Below are 17,360 nucleotides of genomic sequence, written 5' to 3' on the forward strand. Positions count from 1 at the left end.
TTTACTCAAATGCATAGGCAGTGTCATTTGACCATGCCGTGTCTTGTGACGTTGGTTGTTCTGTTTCGTTTAATGCTGCTAGCGCTTGTTTGGCTAATGCTAATGTATCAGCCACTTTCATGTCTTCTGGCACACGTTGACCGTCGGTCACATAACTCAATGGTAACTCATTTTGAATCAATACGCTCAATGCACCTGCAATTGATACTGATTCATCTAATTTGGTCAAAATTGCGCCCGATAATGGAATACGTTTAAAGTGTTCAACCGCATCTTGCAGAACGCGACGTTGGCCAGTGGCAGACATCACTAAGTAACTGCGGATAGGGATCCTACTATTTGCTGTCAAATTATCAAGTTGTTGATATAGACGCATGTCACGTTGTCCCATACCAGCGGTATCAATTAACACTAGCTTGCGATTTCTAAATTGATACAAAATTTGTTCTAATTCACTTAAATCATGTGCTTGCTTAACAGGGCATCCCATAATTTTACCATATGTTGCTAACTGCTCATATGCCCCAATACGATAATGATCGGTCGTGATTAATGCCACTTGCTCTGGGCCATGGTGTGCGGCAAAACGCGCGGCAATTTTGGCTAGCGAAGTGGTTTTACCCACACCCGTTGGACCAACAAAAGCAACCACACCACCCCGTTTAACAATATCATCACCTTGGTTATCTAGTAGGTTAGCTAAACTTTGCGGTAAGGCTCTTACTAAATCTGCTGGCGTATAATGTTGGCTTAACCCTGCTAGTTTAGCAGCAACTGCAGGAGAAAACTCAGCCGCCAGTAATTTACTTTCTAACATAGCTCCGACAGGATCTGAACGTTTTTTGTGATCCTTCATTAATGACGAGACTTGATGTGTTAGTAGGCTTCTCAACGATGCCATTTCTTCACGCAGTAAATCCAGCTCAGCTGATTGATTTTTATTCGTTTTATTTGACTTATCAACATGATTTGCAGTTGGAGCACTTTGCGTTGGCTTAGGCGTTTTCGCACCTTGTAATTGGCGCGCCCATTCAGGAAGTTCTGGCTCATCATGACGAGTTGCTGTCATTTGCTGAGTCATGCGGTTATGTTGTTTTTCAAGCAAGGCTTGTAATGAGTCTGCAGCTGGAGGCGGGCTGACTTTTGAATGTGCTTTGACAGCAGGTTTAGCCCCTAGCGATACTTTGTCTTCGCTTACATCCATAAAACTGTTTGTTGGCGCTTGTGAAGCAATTGCGGCTTTTGGCTCGTCATAATCAACTGCGGCAACGATTTCGATGCCGCCAGTCACTTTTTTATTCGACATAATGACAGCGTCAGACCCTAGAGTGTCTTTGACTTGTGCTAATGCTGCACGCATATCTTTGGCAAAAAATCGTTTAATTTTCACGTACGCACCTCTTTAAACTGACGTTATCACTATTGGCCGACTGCAGAAACAATTCTAATTTGCTTCTCATCAGGTATTTCTTGGTAAGAAATCACCCGTAAATTTGGAATAGTGTATTTAACAAATCGTGACAAAGTGGATCTTAGCATACCAGATGTCAATAATATGGCTGGTTGTCCTACCATTTCTTGTTTCTGTGCAGCGTCTAAAAGTGACTGCTGCATGCGTTCTGCAAGGCCTGGTTCAATGTTTGGCCCTTCTCCGCCTGTCGCCTGCATAGACTTATGCAACATCTGTTCCAACTCAGGCGCCAATGTTATGACAGGAATTTCCAGTTCAGGCCCAGAGATCTCCTGGACAATCATCCGTTTAAGCGCAATACGCACCGCGGCTGTCAATACCTCGGTATCATTGCTCTTATTGCCATACTCCAACAAGGTTTGCACTATTGTGCGCAAGTCACGTACCGACACCCCCTCGTTGAGTAAGTTTTGCATCACTTTAACCACAGAGCCTAATGGCATAATGTCAGGAATAAAGCCATCAACCAGCTTAGGAGAATGTTTAGCAAGCATATCCATAAGCTGTTGAACTTCTTCGTAGCCTAATAATTTAGCGGCATTGTTGCTCAGCAATTGGCTAATATGAGTCGCCACTACTGTAGCAGTGTCGACTACGGTATACCCTAATGTTTGAGCATGTTCACGTTGCTCAGGCGCAATCCACACAGCTTCTAAACCAAAAGCAGGATCGCGGGTTTCAATACCATCAAGTTTGCCATAAACCTGACCAGGGTTAATTGCCAATTCGCAATCATGCCTCACTTCAGCTTCACCAACCACAACCCCCATCAAAGAAATACGATAAGCATTGGGCGACAAATCTAGATTGTCACGAATGTGAACTGCTGGCACTAAAAAACCTAACTCTTGAGATAATTTTTTGCGTACACCTTTAATGCGGCCCAATAATTCACCGCCTTGTGATTTATCAACCAGCGGAATTAATCGGTAGCCAACTTCAAGCCCAATGGTGTCTACATGACGAACATCATCCCAGCTTAACTCTTTCGGTTCTTTGTCTTTGATTTCAGCAGGGCCTTTGGTTGCAACAGCTAACGCAGCCTGTTTTTTATCAATGTTCCGCTTATAAACAAAATATGCAGCACCTGCAGTAATAAAAGCGAAGGTTAAAAATGCCACATGAGGCATGCCAGGCACGATCCCCATGATAAACAATAAACCCGCGGCAATGGCTAATGACTTATGATTGTCAAACATCTGACTCATCATCATTTGGCCCATGTCACCAGATTCATTTTGGCGCGTGACCATTAAGGCCGCAGCAATCGACAATAGCAAACCCGGTATTTGCGCAACCAGACCATCACCGATAGTTAACAAGGTATAAATTTCAACTGCACTCGAAAAATCAAGGTCGTGTTGCACTATCCCAATAACAAAACCACCTAAAATGTTGATCACTAGGATCATAATACCGGCAATAGCATCACCCTTAACAAACTTAGAGGCACCATCCATTGCACCGTAAAAGTCGGCTTCTCGGGTCACTTCAGCACGGCGAATACGCGCTTGATCTTGAGTCAATGTACCGGCATTTAAATCGGCATCAATGGCCATTTGCTTGCCTGGCATGGCATCTAGGGTAAAGCGGGCGCTCACCTCAGAAATACGCCCAGCACCTTTAGTGACAACAGCAAAGTTGATAATAATTAAAATCAAGAAGACCACTAAACCCACAGCATAGTTACCGCCAATGACCACTGAGCCAAAGGCCTCAATGACTTTACCAGCAGCGTCGCCGCCATTGTGTCCCTCAAGTAATACAATTCGAGTAGAGGCAACGTTAAGGGCTAACCGTAAGAGTGTCGCGACAAGTAGTACAGTTGGAAAAGCAGCAAAATCGAGTGGCCTGTCGGTGTAAATCGCAACGAGTAATACCACTAACGCTAACGCGATATTAAACGAAAATAGGATATCCAGTAGAAAAGGCGGAATAGGTAAAACAACCATACCTAAGGCAGCCAATACGAGCAAAGGCGTACCAATACCCTTAAACGTAGATGGTCTTATTTGTTTAAATTGCCCAAAAGCTGCTTTTGCATCCATAAAAGATGAACCCTTACTGTCAGTCTACGGCGTCAATGAACTAATAATTGACGCGAATAAACTGACAAAGCAAGAATCAAGCCACAAATAAATCCACTTGCAAGGCTAATATTTCAAATCATCTGGGATAGGTTGATTGTACGGAATAGGTTTGGGTTTACGCCCCTTACCTTTTTGATATTGCCTAAGTTGAAATACATAAGCGAGTACCTGAGCCACCGCAGTAAACAAGCCTTCGGGCACTTGCTGATCAATTTTAGTCGTATGGTAAATGGCTCGGGCAAGCGGTGGTGCAGAGACAATCGCGACGTTATGTTCACGGGCAATTTCACGTATTTTGAATGCGACATCGTCTACACCTTTGGCGACTAAAAATGGCGCAGATGAACGGGTAACATCATATTTTACTGCAACAGCATAATGCTCAGGGTTAACTACAATCACATCAGCTTTAGGAACCTCGGACATCATTCTGCGCTGCGCCATTTCATACTGCATTTGCCTGATACGGCTTTTTACTTCCGGTTTACCTTCAGTGTCTTTGTACTCGTCTTTGACTTCTTGTTTGGTCATTTTAAGCTGTTTATTGTGATTCCAAATTTGAAATGGCACATCAATCACCACAATAAACAGCATAGAGCTGCACAGTAAGATAAACATCCATACCAAAAGATCTAACGCGTGATAAACATTACCGGGCAAGTGATCGTTAGATAACATCAAAATATCGTAAAAGTAGAAGCGCAATAAAAAATAAGCCGACAAGGCAACAACAGAAAATTTAGCAATGCCTTTGGTTAACTCAACGAGTGCTTGAGTACCAAACATACGTTTAAAGCCATTCATCGGGTTCATCTTGCTGCCTTTGGGCATAAAGGCTTTAACCGAAAACGACATACCACCCAACACAATATTGCCCAAAAAAGACACAAACGCCAACAAGGCTATAAAACTGAGCAGAGGCCAGGCAAGTTCGTTACCGACGACCCCCCAAACACGAAACATGGAGTTGGTATCAAATATTTGATCGCGCTCCATAGTGAATATTTGTTTCATCATGGTGTACAAACTGATGGCGATTGATGGTCCTGTCATGGCAAAACCCACCGATGCAGCAAGCAATACCGCTGCGGTGCCTAACTCTTTTGAGCGAGCGACTTGACCTTTCTCACGCGCCTGTTCAAGTCGTTTACTGGTGGGTTCTTCTGTGCGTTCTTGACTGCTGTCATTTTCGGCCATTTCCCCTCCTTAGAACACGATTGCTGCGTCGGTTTGACATTGAAGTAGTAACAAATCACACATTAACAACTGTGCCGCCTGCCAGACTTCATCAAAATGCGCCATGATGGGACCTAAGGTGAGCAACAAAATAAGCAAACCACTGACCATAGTTACAGGAAAACCAATAGAGAAAATATTAAGCTGAGGAGAGGCTCTAGTCATTACCCCAAACGAAAGGTTGATGAGTAGTAATGCAACAATCGCAGAGATAGACATGGTTAATGCCGACCCAAACATAAAACTGCCCCACTCTGCCAAAGCGCGATAATTGGCAATTGAAATACCCTGATTTGAAATCGGAATGGTTTCAAAACTGGCCACCAGCATTCTAAACATCAATAAATGGCCATCAACTGCCAAAAAAATTAAAGTAGCGAGTAATAAAAAGAAATTACTCACCACAGGAGTTTGCTCGCCAGAACCAGGGTCCACCATAGAAGCAAAACCTAAACTGGTTTGCATACCAATGATTTGTCCTGTTAACACAAATGTTTGCATTACCATTAACGTCACAAACCCCATCGATACACCAATAAGAATTTGCTGCGCAATCACAAAAACGGAACTAAAAGCGATAAGTTCAATGGCTGCAATGGGAGGTAACACTGGAGCGACAGCCATAGTAATGGCAACAGACAATAACAAGCGAACACGTGAAGGTGTAGTATTTGCCCCAAATACTGTCATCACCATTAACATTGATGAAATACGAAAAAACGGCAGAAGATAAGCTGCAATTGTTTGACTGATTTCATCAAACAAAATGTCCATATCTAACCTATTACCACAGGGATAAGGTTCACCATTTCAAGAAAAAAATCCATCATAGTTTGTACCAGCCAATGGCCTAAAAACATCAAGGCAAATAAGGTCACCAACAAGCGAGGTAAAAAACTCAAGGTTTGTTCGTTAATGGAGGTTGCCGCCTGAAAAACCGCCACGATTAAACCAATAAATAGGCCCGGCAAAATAATTGCCGACACTATCAGTACAATGACTGATAGTGCTTCTCTAAAAATATCAATGAGCGCTTCAGGAGACATAAATAGGCCTTATATGCCAAAGCTATTGGCTAATGTGCCCATGACAAGGCCCCAACCATCAACTAACACGAATAACATTATCTTAAACGGCAGTGACACAATCATGGGAGATAACATCATCATACCCATTGCCATTAAAATACTGGCGACCACTAAATCTAGCACTAAAAATGGCACAAATAACATAAAACCAATTTGGAAAGCGGTTTTTAGCTCGCTGGTAATAAACGCAGGGATCACAACACTCATTGGCGCCTGTTCAGGCGATTGAATATCTTTATAACCTGATATTTCAATAAAGGTTTGCAAATCTGTTGTACGCACTTGAGACAACATAAACGTTTTAATGGGCTCTTTGCCAACATCATAGGCCTGGGTGAGAGTCATAGTTTCGTTTACATATGGCTCAACAGCTTCGACATAAATTTTGTCAAACACTGGCGCCATAATAAAAAACGTCATAAACAAACTGATACCAATAAGCACTTGATTCGATGGGGTTTGCTGCAAACCTAACGCCTGCCTTAATATCGACAACACCACAATAATACGCGTAAATGATGTGAGCATTATCACCATTGCAGGAATAAAGCTCATTGCTGTCATAAGCAATAATATTTGCAAGGTTACAGAATACTCTGTCACTCCGTCAGCACCTGTTGTTACAGTAACTGCGGGCAAGATGCCATCTTGCGCAAATACATCAGGGGTGACAAACAGCCCAACCATTGCAATGATGGTTAGCACCAACATACCGGTGTATTTAGTCATTACTGCTGTTCCTTGGCTTGTTTTAATCGACTCGCAAATGATGTTGTTGGAATGTCGACAGAATGGTCTAATTTATCAATAAGATTAATCTGTTGTGCTGTTACACCGAGCAAATATTGTTGACCGTTCACCTCAATCAACACCACTTTCTCACGTTGACCAATTGGGGTTACCGCAAGCGTTTTGACCACACCACCATTAGACGGAACAAGATTTAAGCGTTTAACGATATAAGCCAATACAAAGATTAGCGCCAATACCACAATTAACCCACCAATCATATTGGCTAGGGTTGCAGTATTAGACACTTCAGAAGTGCGGGTCAGTACAGCGGTAGTAGAAGCGTTAGGCACATCGGCATCGGTCAATGCTTGGGCCATCACACTGAGCATTGATATTATATTTGCCACTGTGATTCCTTGTGTTGTTAACGGCTAGCAAAACCAGTATCACACCAGTTTTGCTAACAATCATTATTTAAGCTTTTTAATCCGCTCAGTTTGGCTGATAACGTCAGTTAAACGAATACCAAATTTATCGTTTACAACTACTACCTCACCGTGGGCGATAAGCGTCCCGTTGACCATAACATCAAGTGGTTCACCGGCAACGCGGTCAAGTTCAACAACCGAGCCCTGGTTTAACTGCAATAAATTACGAATACTAATAAAACTGCGACCCACTTCCATTGATATGGTCACCGGAATATCTAGAATCGAATCCAGTTTAGCGGCTTCTTCCTTAGTAATTGGCTTAGAATCGTCAACTAATTCGTCAAGCTCAACTTGTTGCGCTTCTTCTAGGGCCTGCTCAGCCATTGCTGCTGCCCAATCATCACCCGTATCTTCTGTACTCATTTACATCACCTTATAAATCTGCAATATCCCGAGACTTACCTTTACGTGTCACCAGTTGTAGTTCTGATTTTACTGTTTCAGGTCGAGCTATTTTTTCACTGATTTTTAATGCTAAATTATCGCGTGACTTACCGAGTTTACAGCGATAAGTCGGTAAATCTTCAATTCGCATCAGAATATGTTCAGGTAATTCGATAGGAATAATATCACCTGCTTTAAACCCCATCACATCACGCAATGTCACTTCATGTTCAACAATATTGGCATCAAAGCCGACTTGAACATCCATAATTTCATCGCGAAGCGCTTGTGACCAACGCATATCGGTATCTTGTTTGTCACTTTGTACACCCGCATCAAGAAGCTCACGAATAGGCTCAATCATCGAATATGGCATAGTGATGTGAAAGTCACCTCCGCCGCCGTCAACTTCAATGTGGAATGAATTAATCACCACAACTTCAGTTGGACTTACAATGTTGGCCATTGCCGGGTTAACCTCTGAGTCTAGATATTCAAACTCGACATCCATGACCGGCGCCCAAGCATCTTTGTAATCTTCAAAAATAATTTTCAATAGTAATTGAACAATACGCCGCTCTGTTGGGGTGAATTCACGGCCTTCAATTTTGGCATGGAATCGACCATCGCCACCAAAGAAGTTATCCACCAATATAAACACTAAACGTGCTTCCATGGTGATAAGTGCTGTGCCTTTTAATGGGCTAAAACGCACCATGTTGAGGCTGGTTGGTACAAATAACGTATGCACATATTCGCCAAACTTAAGCATTTGAACGCCATTAATTGACACTTCAGCCGCACGGCGCATCATGTTAAACATGCTTATTCGAAGATGGCGGGCAAAACGCTCGTTAACGATTTCAAGCGTGGGCATACGACCACGGACAATTCTGTCTTGAGACGAGAAGTCGTAAGATCGCGCATCAGCACTACTCTCATCAATTTCATCTTCATCGACATCGTCTACACCATGCAGTAGCGCATCGATTTCATCTTGGCTTAATAAATCACTCACATCGTAGCCTTAGCAGTTAATGCATTTGGTTATTGCATCACAAAACCAGTAAACAGGACTTTCTCTACCACTTTTTTGCCCGTAACCGGTTGCAGCGTATTTTGCACATTAAGTAATGCTAATTGACGTAATTCGTCTTTACCTGCTTGAGTACTGAGTTTTTGCACATCAGCGCTACTAAAGGTTGTTAGCAATGCATCTTCAATTAAAGGAATGTGTTTTTTGGTTAAAATGCTGTCTTCTTCACCGCGCACCATCAATTGCACTTTAATCTCAACCAAACGCGCACGGTCTACACCGGGTAAGTTGAATAAAAAAGGCCTTGGCATACCAACATAATCAGCTTGTGCAGCAACGGCTGGCTCAGCAGTTTCAGTTTTAGGCGCATCAGGACTGTCGGTGTTAGCGGCTGGCTCATCAGAGCCCATAAAAAACCACGCTCCGCCTGCAGCTAATAGAATGACCACAAGACCAATACCACCAAATAACACCAATTTGTTCTTCTTTTTTCCGCCAGCTGCGGCATCTTCTAACTCTAATTCTTCTTCAGCCATAATGGTCCCCAACCAACAATGCGACTAACATGATGACAAACTCAATCACCCTTGTTATTAAAAAATTGTATTATCTCATATGTGTATAGGTTACCTGCTTAAGCATAATAATCTATAGCAGAATGTAAACTCCTTGATGTATTTGTCATCAAGCTAGCCTCTTGTGCTGATATTTCATCCAACTGTGCATCAGATGTGTGACCCTGTGACTCTGATTGCTCTTGTTGTTGATCTCGTCCCCCACCGCCTTGCGACACCTGGCTGTCTGTTAGTTGTAACCCTTCACTGGCAAGCATATCGCGTAAACGAGGGATAGCCTGTTCAACTAAATCACGGGTTTGAGATTGGGCAACGTTAAACTGTACCTGGGTTTGATCACCCTGAATTTGAATTTTAATCGTTAAATGACCGAGCTCTGGTGGATCAAGACGAATTTCAGCCTGCTGAATGCCATTGCTCACCATGGTGATTAATTGTTGCTTCATCACCGGTGAAAACTTCTGGATCATCTCCTGCATTTGCGCACCTGCCTCGCCTTGAGCTTGCGGCCTTAGCGACAATTGAAATTGTGGTACGTCACTTTTATGTACAGGGGTAAAACTGCTTTGATTTTGAAGAGATTTGCTCTCAACCTCACTTGTATCGGAAAAAAACTCAAATCCGTCTGAAGCCGAATTAATGTTGACGGCCGACTCACCAACACGCTTTCCAGCAACAGAATCTAACACGACAGAAAAGTCAGCTTTTTCAAGCGATTTTACACCTGCTAGATCAGGCTGAATATTGCCATCAATACGACTTTTATCACCCAAAATATGTTGTGACTCAACAGATAAGCTTGATGTCATTAACGCTGCTGATTGTTGTGGATCATTTGCTGTTGGCTGCAATGCAGGATTCAGTTTTGCCGTGTTGCTCATATTCATGGCTTGGTTTGGGTTATGCACACTCGCGGCAAGCGCATTGTCTAGCTCGCTTTGTTGGAGAGGATTAAGCACGCTACTGGCAATATCATCATGGGCTAACTCTGCCTGCGCTAATTCTGCCATCGCTAAAATAGATTCATCAATCACTGGAGCTTGTAAATTAAAGTCGCTAACTAACTCGCTAAGATCTTTTATATCAAGCGCTTGAAGTTCTTTAACTGAAAGTTGACTATAAGTGGTCAAACTGGATATTTGCTCAGGATTAAGGGTAGCGATGGCCTGTGAAGAGCTAGTAAAATGACTGTCTAGGTGGATAGTCTCTGTAAATAACTCATCGGCCTCAGTTGATGCCGAATCAGCAAAATCAATATTGTGTTGTTCAAGCGCGATTTGTTCAAGATCGATTTGCTCTAGCTCTATTGATGTGAGATTTAAAGGCTCAAGTTTTGTATCTACGGCTTCAAACTTTGTATCTACGGCTTCAAACTTTGTATTTATGACTTCAAGCTTTATATCTATGACTTCAAGCTTTGTATCTATGACTTCAAGGCCATTTTCAATGGGTTCCAATGTGAAGTTTTTTCCGATGTAATTGCCTTGCTTGTCAATAAGCGGCAATTCATTACCGTCACGATGATGGCGCTTCCCCAACGAGTCAGCCATATTCAGTTGAGCAAAAATCATCTCTGCATCAGTATTATCTTGCGATGATTCAGCACTTTCACTGAGTTCAACTTCAATATCTACATCTTCAATCTGTTGTTCAGCCTGCGCAGGAGCAAGCTCGTCTGCTGCAGGTTTAAAAGAGTTTTTTTGCTCACTCGCCTGATTAAAAACAGATAAGAATGACGTGTTTTCAACATCTTGCTTGCCAATCTTTGCACCTACATCAGCATTTTGATTGCTGTTGCTCAGTAAGATATTGCTCATCTGCTGCATAATCGGCTCCACTTATATCAGATCAAGTTTGGTGTGTTTTCATCACGCATTGGGCAGGCGACACAAATGGTGTTATCTAGCCTAACAGCACTCAAAATGGCAAATATACCGCTCTGATCACTGTCACTTCCATGACGAATATTTTCATTAAAGAGTATTAAGCAATTTAAATGCCATTTACGCGAATGTGTAAGACAAAACAATATTGGCAGGAGATAGAAAATAACTAACTGTTACTTTATTTTGTTTCTAAAATACTGTTGCATGGCAAACTCGTCAGACATTTTTTGCTCGCGCTTAGTCTCTGCAATTAAGGCTTTATCAGCTTTTTTGGCCAACAGCATTTCAACCGCTTTGCGCTTTTGCTGGGTTTCTTGCCAGTGCTGCTGGCGATATCCAAGTTGCTTTTCGCCGTCTTTTACCACGGCAAGTTGTTGGTTAATCGCTTGATCGACTTGTTTAATAAATTGATGAAACTGATGATATTGATTAGCACGCAATGTGGTGCCAGTATGGCCTTCCATTTGTTTCATGTAATCCAAACGGTAGTTATTTAATGCATCAAGTTGGCCTTGACGCTTTTGCCTCTCAAATTGAGCGGCTTTTAATTGCAAAGCCGCTTTTTCTTCTGCGGCAACCGCTAATTTAAGTACAGTAACTAAAGGATCCGTTTTAGCCATACATTAACCCTGACACTGAGCGGCAATTTGCTTCAGCATCGTTTTGCTGTCGTCAAAACTCACTGGATCTTTAAAGCCCTGACGTAAAAACGCATTCATAGCAGGTTGTAAACGGATCGCGTTATCGATGCGCGGATCGCTACCTTGCGCATAAGCGCCAATAGAAATCAAATCACGATTTTGCTGGTATAACGAATACATTTGTTTTACCCGGCGCATGGCTTCTAAATGATCTGGACTTATCACCATAGGGGCAACACGGCTAATTGACGCTTCCACATCAATAGCAGGATAATGCCCAGAGTCAGCCAGTTGGCGAGACAACACAACGTGACCATCTAAAATAGCCCGCGATGCATCTGCTATCGGGTCTTGTTGATCATCACCTTCAGTGAGCACTGTATAAAATGCAGTTATTGAACCTTGCCCTGGCCCGCCATTACCCGCTCGCTCTACTAACCTAGGTAACTTAGCAAACACAGACGGTGGATAACCTTTAGTCGCTGGCGGCTCGCCAACGGCTAACGCCACCTCACGTTGCGCTTGTGCATATCGGGTTAAGCTGTCCATTAATAGTAATACGTCATAACCTAAATCACGAAAATACTCCGCAATCCGAGTGGATGTTTCACAGGCCCGCAAACGCATTAATGGTGATGTATCGGCCGGAGCGGCAACCACAACCGAACGCGCGCGGCCTTCTTCGCCTAAAATCTCTTCAATAAACTCTTTAACCTCACGGCCACGTTCGCCGACTAACCCCACCACAATAATATCGGCGGTAGAGCCACGGGTCATCATCCCTAACAGCACACTTTTACCCACACCAGAGCCTGCAAATAATCCCATCCGTTGGCCTTTACCAACAGTGAGCATTGAGTTAATGGCCCTAACACCCACATCTAAAGGTTCGGTGATCGCTCTGCGAGATAAAGGATTAATGTTCGGCCCATGGCGAGCAGCTTGTTGGTCTGTGTTCAGTGGGCCTAAACCATCTAGTGGTAAACCACTGCCATCGAGCACTCGCCCAAGCAAGGATAAGCCAACATGTAAACTCGATTGTTCACCTAGCGGCTTAACTCGTGCACCAGGTAATACTCCGCGAAGCTCTTCAATTGGCATTAAATAGAGTAGTTTGTCATCAAACCCTACCACTTCGGCAACCAATTCTCCTGCCATGGTTTCGATAGAGCATAAACTCCCTACAGGTGCGCGGCATCCGGTCGCTTCAAGCGTCAACCCCACCACGCGGACCAATTGACCACTGGCAACTGGGCGCACTGGCGATACTTTTTTATGATGAACAGCAAATTTATTCAGCAGCTGTTGTTGGCGAGACGTCATCCGTTATCCTTAGCGATATCATCTTGCTCAGTTGCTTCGACAGCCTCATCTTGCGCAGCGTCATCAGGAAGGGTTGCATCTTGTATGGAGGTATCTGAAGCCTGCTCTTGTTCGGCGGCCGTATCAGGTTTTGGGGGAGTATGTTGCTCATTAGGCGCTAACGATGCTGCAGACTCGGCATCATCTGCTGGTTTATTGGCTGTAGAGTGCTTATAAGCAGATAAATCTTCAACTTCAGATACTTGATAATTCTCAGTGCTCGATTTGAGATGTTGAGCATTTTTAGCCAGTTGATTTGCCTGTGCGTCTAATTCACCAAATACTTGCTCAATGCGCTGCTCTACGCGCAAGTCTACCGACGAGCGAACGCTTTCTATAACACAATCGCCATTGGATAATGTGGGGTCAATATCGATTTGCCATTGATGCTGCTCAAGCTGTTCAGCTGGATAACTGTTCGACACGATTTCGGCATCGTGCTGATTTAAACGAAGCTTTACCACTTGTTCTTTTAGCGGCAGGGCGTCAACACCTTGACGAAGTGCAGTTAAAATATGCTCAGGATGGGTTTTTAATTCATGGCCAATAACGGATTTAGCTAATTGTATTGTCATTGCTAACAACTCAGCTTCAATCTCAGCATCTAACACAGACAATGGCTGTTCAAACTGGCTGATCAATTGTGAAAGTTGTTCAATTAATTGATTAACCGCCACTTCTCCGGCTTCAAGACCTTGTTGCTCACCTTGAGTGAAACCTTCAGAGTGGCCTTGCTCTAAGCCTTCTAATCGCCCTTGCTCTAACCCTTGTTGGTATCCCTCTTGTTTACCTTGTTCAAACCCTTCTTGTTCTGCCGCGGCTCTGATATCCTCAATTTGCGCCATGGTTGGCGGAGACATTGATTTTTCAGGTGTGGTGGGCTTTGCCTGGTAAGGTTTTGAAGATTGACCAAACATGTTAGAAGGCTCTTGGCTAGTATCCCGTGTAATATCAGGAAGCTGCCAATGACTGAACTCAACCTCATCATCGACACTGAGGACATTTTTAGACGATTTGGATTCAGTCATAATCAATCACTTGTATTGTTGAATAAATTAGCTATTGGTAATAACGGCAATCAATTGCTATAAAGCCGTTTGGGCTTCACGATTATAAGAACTCGTCGCCACCGCCACCGCCTAACATAATTTCACCACTGTCGCTGAGACGACGCGCAATAGATAAAATCTCTTTCTGTGCCACTTCGACTTCACTGATACGAATTGGCCCCATGGCTTCAAGATCGTCTCGTAATAATTCTGCAGCACGTTTAGACATATTGCCAAGAATTTTCTCTTTTAAGGCTTCGTCAGCACCTTTAAGTGCCTTCATAAGCACATCTTGCTGTACTTCACGTAACAAGGCCTGGATACCGCGGTCATCAACATCGATAAGGTTTTCAAACACAAACATCATATCTTGAATTTGCTGAGCCATTTCTTCGTCAGACTCGCGCATGGTTTCCATGATTTGACTCTCAATACCGGTATCGAGGTAGTTCATGATGTTTGCAGCGGCTTTTAAGCCACCCATTTTCGCCGCTTGAGCACCACCTTGACCAGCAAATTGTTTTTCCATAATGTCGTTCAACTCTTGCAGTGCAGCGGGTTGCACTTCTTCAAGATTGGCAATACGCATCATTAAATCTAAGCGGGTATTTTCAGGGAACTGGCTAAAAATCTCTGCAGCTTGATCGGGCTCAAGGTACGACAACACAATCGTTTGGATTTGCGGATGTTCGTTTTGAATAATGGTCGCAACTTGGCGGGCATCCATCCATTTCAACGAATCAAGGCCTTTAGCACCGCTGCCCATAATGATTTGTTCAATCAAATTACCGGCTTTGTCTTCGCCTAATGCGGCGGTTAATGCTTTACGCACAAACTCTTCGCTGTTAAAGCCAATTGAAGAGAATTTTTGAATATCATCTAAAAATAACTTGTGCACACCAATGACTTTTTCCTGGCCAAAGTCATCCATTGCCGCCATCGCCATACCCACTTTTTGCACTTGCTTAGGCTCTAGGTGTTTTAAAATCGAAGCGGCGTCGGCCTCACTTAAGCTGAGAAGCAAAATCGCGGTTTTTTCAACACCAGTCAATGACTCTGGGTCAAATGCTGCGGGTTTTGCTTTTTCTTTGTCTTTTTCATTAGCCATTGTCTTGTAACCAATTCTTAACTACTTGAGTGGAAAGCTCAGGCTCATTGGCCACGAGTGCTCTAATTGCTTTAATCATATCATCATCTTTATGCAAATTAGGTATTTGAATTGAACCATCATCTGCATAACTGTATTCAGCCTCTTTGGTATTAAGCATACCTAAGGTATCAGCAGCATATTGATCTTCAATTTCGGCCAACTCATGACCAGGACGTGTTTCGGCTGGCATGTCAGTGCCTTGTGGATTAGTCAGCTTTTTCAGCATTGGGCGAACCACAGCTAAAAACAACACTAAAATGAGCAATGCGCCTAACGCCAACCTAATTGCGCGCCAAAACCAGGGTTGCTCCCACATATCTGGCTCAGGTAACTCTTCAATTAACTGGTCCATAAATGGCACTGTTACCACCTCAAGTGCGTCACCACGTTGAGTGCTAAAGCCTACCGCGCCCTCAAGTAAACGACGAATATTGGTTAATTCTTCTTCGGTGCGTGGCACCCGCGACACTTGGCCATTTTCATCTACCTGACCCGGTTTAAAGTCAATCGCTACCGACACACTCACACGGCGCACCACACCAATTTGCTGGCGAGTATGGCTTATCGTTGTGTCTAACTCGTAGTTACGAGTCGCTTCTTTAGACATATCACCAGAAACAGTTGACGTCCCCGCCTCGCCTGCAACTTCTGGTATGTCTGATTCCATTGGCGGTTGATTGCTCAATGCACCAGGAATACCGCCAGAAGTTTGACCTGAAGAGTTACGTTCAATGGTCATTTCGCTTCTAATTGCGGGTAAGTCAGGTGAAAAGCGTTTCGCGGTTTGCTCTACTGCAGTGAAGTCCATATTGACATCCACTTGCGAGGTAAAGTTTTCTGGGCCTAAAATCGGCATTAAAATCGACTCAATTTTACGGCGATATTCTGCTTCTTTTTGTTGTACCAGTTCGAGCTCACGGCGAGCTCTCGCTGACGTACCATCCTGGCTACCTGAATTGAGTAAGCGGCCATTTGAGTCGGTTACTGTGACACGTGATGGTTCAAGCCCTTGTACTGCCGAGCCAACAATATCAACAATGGCGTCAATCTCTTCTTGGCCTAATCCGCCACGGCGCACATTAACAACCACAGTTGCACTCGGCTTTGAGGCATTACGGGCAAATACGTTCTCTTTTGGCAGGGCTAAAATCACTTTGGCACGGCTAATGCTTTTTAACTCTTCAATGGCGCGTGCTAAGTTTAACTCTTGGCTATGCTTTAAACGCGCTTGCTCCATTCGCTGGCTTACACCAAAACCACTGTCTTGACTTAAATAGTCATTTGTTTGAGTGCTGCTTTCAATACCTGCACGACTTAAGAGTAATTTCACATCTTGATATTTGTCTTCAGGTACTTTGACAACATCAACATTAATTTGATAATCAATTTGGTTTTTATCCAGTACATCAAGCACCTGGATCATTTCAGCCGTTTCCATTTTACCAAGCGGACGATATTCCGGCTCTTGCGCCCACATCATCACAAAAACAGCTAACGCAAGACACACAGCCAGCGCCAAAATCATGATCACCTGGCGCATCATGTCAGCCCCGCCGACGTTGCCCATTAGCCCAGACTTATTCTCTTGCTGGACTCCGGCGTCAACTGTTGAATCTGAACCTACCATTATGTCTGTGCTCACAATTTGTACCTGCTATATGTCTGATGTTTAAAATTACCTAGCGCTTAACACCCAAAGCGGCTAAACAGGCATACTCATGATTTCTTTATACGCTTCAACTAACTTGTTACGCACTTGCACTGTGGCTTCAAAAGCTACACCGGCTTTTTCACGGGCAATAACGGTATCAGATAGGGACACAGTCGTGTCGCCCATGTCTAATCGAGACGCTAAATTGGACGATGTTTGTTGCAATCCATTAACACTGCCCACCGCCTGCGATAATAACTGACCAAAATCGGCACCCGTGGTGTTATTGACTTGCTGCGTTAAGTTAGGAGCAATAGATGAACCAATAGAAGGGGCGATTTCGCCACGAAGCGATTGCATTTCTTGTAATAATGGATTGGCGCTGATCTGCATGATGTCACTCCCTTTCGTCGGCTTTTTGACGACAACAATAATCTTATAAGGAGTTAAAGCAATATAAATGCCAACATGTAAAATTGAAGGGAGTAATACCAACAAAAACAACTTATCGCATTAAA

17 protein-coding genes are annotated in these 17,360 nt (G+C 43.5%); all 17 read right to left on the reverse strand.

The genetic code is table 11. From position 1 onward, the window contains the following. Position 1 precedes the first annotated feature (1 nt). The 17 genes from flhF to fliE all read right to left on the reverse strand — a co-directional run bounded on the left by flhF (position 2) and on the right by fliE (position 17,235). Positions 2 to 1,390 (reverse strand): flagellar biosynthesis GTPase FlhF, encoded by a 1,389-nt coding sequence (flhF, locus tag IEW93_RS04070; RefSeq protein WP_188737178.1) that lies wholly within the window; start codon positions 1,388 to 1,390, stop codon positions 2 to 4. A 29-nt stretch (positions 1,391 to 1,419) separates the two neighbouring features. Next, positions 1,420 to 3,519 (reverse strand): flagellar biosynthesis protein FlhA, encoded by a 2,100-nt coding sequence (gene flhA / locus IEW93_RS04075; protein WP_188737180.1) that lies wholly within the window; start codon positions 3,517 to 3,519, stop codon positions 1,420 to 1,422. A gap of 105 nt (positions 3,520 to 3,624) precedes the next feature. Further along, the gene (flhB, locus tag IEW93_RS04080) at positions 3,625 to 4,758 is read right to left on the reverse strand and encodes a flagellar biosynthesis protein FlhB (protein WP_188737182.1); all 1,134 of its coding nucleotides are present in this window, start codon (positions 4,756 to 4,758) and stop codon (positions 3,625 to 3,627) included. Between the two features lie 9 nt (positions 4,759 to 4,767). Next, positions 4,768 to 5,571: a flagellar biosynthetic protein FliR gene (gene fliR / locus IEW93_RS04085; RefSeq protein WP_188737184.1), complete on the reverse strand. Its 804-nt coding sequence runs from the start codon at positions 5,569 to 5,571 to the stop codon at positions 4,768 to 4,770. Positions 5,572 to 5,573: 2 nt separating this feature from the next. Continuing rightward, positions 5,574 to 5,843, reverse strand: a complete 270-nt coding sequence (gene fliQ / locus IEW93_RS04090; protein ID WP_188737186.1) for a flagellar biosynthesis protein FliQ — start codon at positions 5,841 to 5,843, stop codon at positions 5,574 to 5,576. Between the two features lie 9 nt (positions 5,844 to 5,852). Continuing rightward, a complete protein-coding gene (gene fliP / locus IEW93_RS04095; RefSeq protein ID WP_188737188.1) occupies positions 5,853 to 6,614 on the reverse strand; it encodes a flagellar type III secretion system pore protein FliP in 762 nt (253 codons plus the stop codon). Then, the gene (gene fliO / locus IEW93_RS04100; RefSeq protein WP_373284873.1) at positions 6,614 to 7,006 is read right to left on the reverse strand and encodes a flagellar biosynthetic protein FliO; all 393 of its coding nucleotides are present in this window, start codon (positions 7,004 to 7,006) and stop codon (positions 6,614 to 6,616) included. The genes fliP and fliO overlap by 1 nt, the downstream gene beginning before the upstream one ends. A gap of 81 nt (positions 7,007 to 7,087) precedes the next feature. Further along, a complete protein-coding gene (fliN, locus tag IEW93_RS04105) occupies positions 7,088 to 7,471 on the reverse strand; it encodes a flagellar motor switch protein FliN (RefSeq protein ID WP_160054621.1) in 384 nt (127 codons plus the stop codon). Between the two features lie 10 nt (positions 7,472 to 7,481). Then, the gene (gene fliM, locus IEW93_RS04110; RefSeq protein ID WP_188737191.1) at positions 7,482 to 8,510 is read right to left on the reverse strand and encodes a flagellar motor switch protein FliM; all 1,029 of its coding nucleotides are present in this window, start codon (positions 8,508 to 8,510) and stop codon (positions 7,482 to 7,484) included. Positions 8,511 to 8,539: 29 nt separating this feature from the next. Next, positions 8,540 to 9,064 carry a flagellar basal body-associated protein FliL gene (gene fliL, locus IEW93_RS04115; RefSeq protein WP_188737193.1) on the reverse strand — a complete coding sequence of 175 codons (525 nt, stop codon included), beginning with the start codon at positions 9,062 to 9,064 and terminating at the stop codon, positions 8,540 to 8,542. Positions 9,065 to 9,162: 98 nt separating this feature from the next. Continuing rightward, complete coding sequence (locus IEW93_RS04120; protein WP_229706608.1) at positions 9,163 to 10,929, reverse strand: flagellar hook-length control protein FliK; 1,767 nt, start codon at positions 10,927 to 10,929, stop codon at positions 9,163 to 9,165. A gap of 233 nt (positions 10,930 to 11,162) precedes the next feature. After that, a complete protein-coding gene (gene fliJ / locus IEW93_RS04125) occupies positions 11,163 to 11,609 on the reverse strand; it encodes a flagellar export protein FliJ (protein WP_188737195.1) in 447 nt (148 codons plus the stop codon). 3 nt (positions 11,610 to 11,612) lie between these two features. Then, on the reverse strand, positions 11,613 to 12,953 hold the full coding sequence (fliI, locus tag IEW93_RS04130) for a flagellar protein export ATPase FliI (protein ID WP_188737197.1): 1,341 nt from the start codon (positions 12,951 to 12,953) through the stop codon (positions 11,613 to 11,615). Further along, a complete protein-coding gene (gene fliH / locus IEW93_RS04135; protein ID WP_188737199.1) occupies positions 12,950 to 14,020 on the reverse strand; it encodes a flagellar assembly protein FliH in 1,071 nt (356 codons plus the stop codon). The genes fliI and fliH overlap by 4 nt, the downstream gene beginning before the upstream one ends. Positions 14,021 to 14,102: 82 nt before the next feature. After that, positions 14,103 to 15,149: a flagellar motor switch protein FliG gene (gene fliG, locus IEW93_RS04140; RefSeq protein ID WP_188737201.1), complete on the reverse strand. Its 1,047-nt coding sequence runs from the start codon at positions 15,147 to 15,149 to the stop codon at positions 14,103 to 14,105. After that, the gene (gene fliF, locus IEW93_RS04145) at positions 15,142 to 16,821 is read right to left on the reverse strand and encodes a flagellar basal-body MS-ring/collar protein FliF (protein ID WP_188737375.1); all 1,680 of its coding nucleotides are present in this window, start codon (positions 16,819 to 16,821) and stop codon (positions 15,142 to 15,144) included. Before fliF ends, fliG begins: the two co-directional genes overlap by 8 nt. Before the next feature lie 72 nt (positions 16,822 to 16,893). Further along, the gene (gene fliE, locus IEW93_RS04150) at positions 16,894 to 17,235 is read right to left on the reverse strand and encodes a flagellar hook-basal body complex protein FliE (protein WP_188737203.1); all 342 of its coding nucleotides are present in this window, start codon (positions 17,233 to 17,235) and stop codon (positions 16,894 to 16,896) included. Positions 17,236 to 17,360 lie beyond the last annotated feature (125 nt).

This window comes from Shewanella inventionis (assembly GCF_014641855.1).
Taxonomy (GTDB): Bacteria; Pseudomonadota; Gammaproteobacteria; order Enterobacterales; family Shewanellaceae; genus Shewanella; species Shewanella inventionis.

What these genes read in the sequence shown, in the direction of transcription:
- flhA (WP_188737180.1), bottom strand. Translation starts at nt 3,519, where the DNA reads ATGGATGCAAAAGCAGCTTTTGGGCAATTTAAACAAATAAGACCATCT.
- flhB (WP_188737182.1), bottom strand. Translation starts at nt 4,758, where the DNA reads ATGGCCGAAAATGACAGCAGTCAAGAACGCACAGAAGAACCCACCAGT.
- fliR (WP_188737184.1), bottom strand. Translation starts at nt 5,571, where the DNA reads ATGGACATTTTGTTTGATGAAATCAGTCAAACAATTGCAGCTTATCTT.
- fliQ (WP_188737186.1), bottom strand. Translation starts at nt 5,843, where the DNA reads ATGTCTCCTGAAGCGCTCATTGATATTTTTAGAGAAGCACTATCAGTC.
- fliP (WP_188737188.1), bottom strand. Translation starts at nt 6,614, where the DNA reads ATGACTAAATACACCGGTATGTTGGTGCTAACCATCATTGCAATGGTT.
- fliO (WP_373284873.1), bottom strand. Translation starts at nt 7,006, where the DNA reads ATGCTCAGTGTGATGGCCCAAGCATTGACCGATGCCGATGTGCCTAAC.
- fliN (WP_160054621.1), bottom strand. Translation starts at nt 7,471, where the DNA reads ATGAGTACAGAAGATACGGGTGATGATTGGGCAGCAGCAATGGCTGAG.
- fliL (WP_188737193.1), bottom strand. Translation starts at nt 9,064, where the DNA reads ATGGCTGAAGAAGAATTAGAGTTAGAAGATGCCGCAGCTGGCGGAAAA.
- IEW93_RS04120 (WP_229706608.1), bottom strand. Translation starts at nt 10,929, where the DNA reads ATGCAGCAGATGAGCAATATCTTACTGAGCAACAGCAATCAAAATGCT.
- fliJ (WP_188737195.1), bottom strand. Translation starts at nt 11,609, where the DNA reads ATGGCTAAAACGGATCCTTTAGTTACTGTACTTAAATTAGCGGTTGCC.
- fliI (WP_188737197.1), bottom strand. Translation starts at nt 12,953, where the DNA reads ATGACGTCTCGCCAACAACAGCTGCTGAATAAATTTGCTGTTCATCAT.
- fliH (WP_188737199.1), bottom strand. Translation starts at nt 14,020, where the DNA reads ATGACTGAATCCAAATCGTCTAAAAATGTCCTCAGTGTCGATGATGAG.
- fliG (WP_188737201.1), bottom strand. Translation starts at nt 15,149, where the DNA reads ATGGCTAATGAAAAAGACAAAGAAAAAGCAAAACCCGCAGCATTTGAC.
- fliE (WP_188737203.1), bottom strand. Translation starts at nt 17,235, where the DNA reads ATGCAGATCAGCGCCAATCCATTATTACAAGAAATGCAATCGCTTCGT.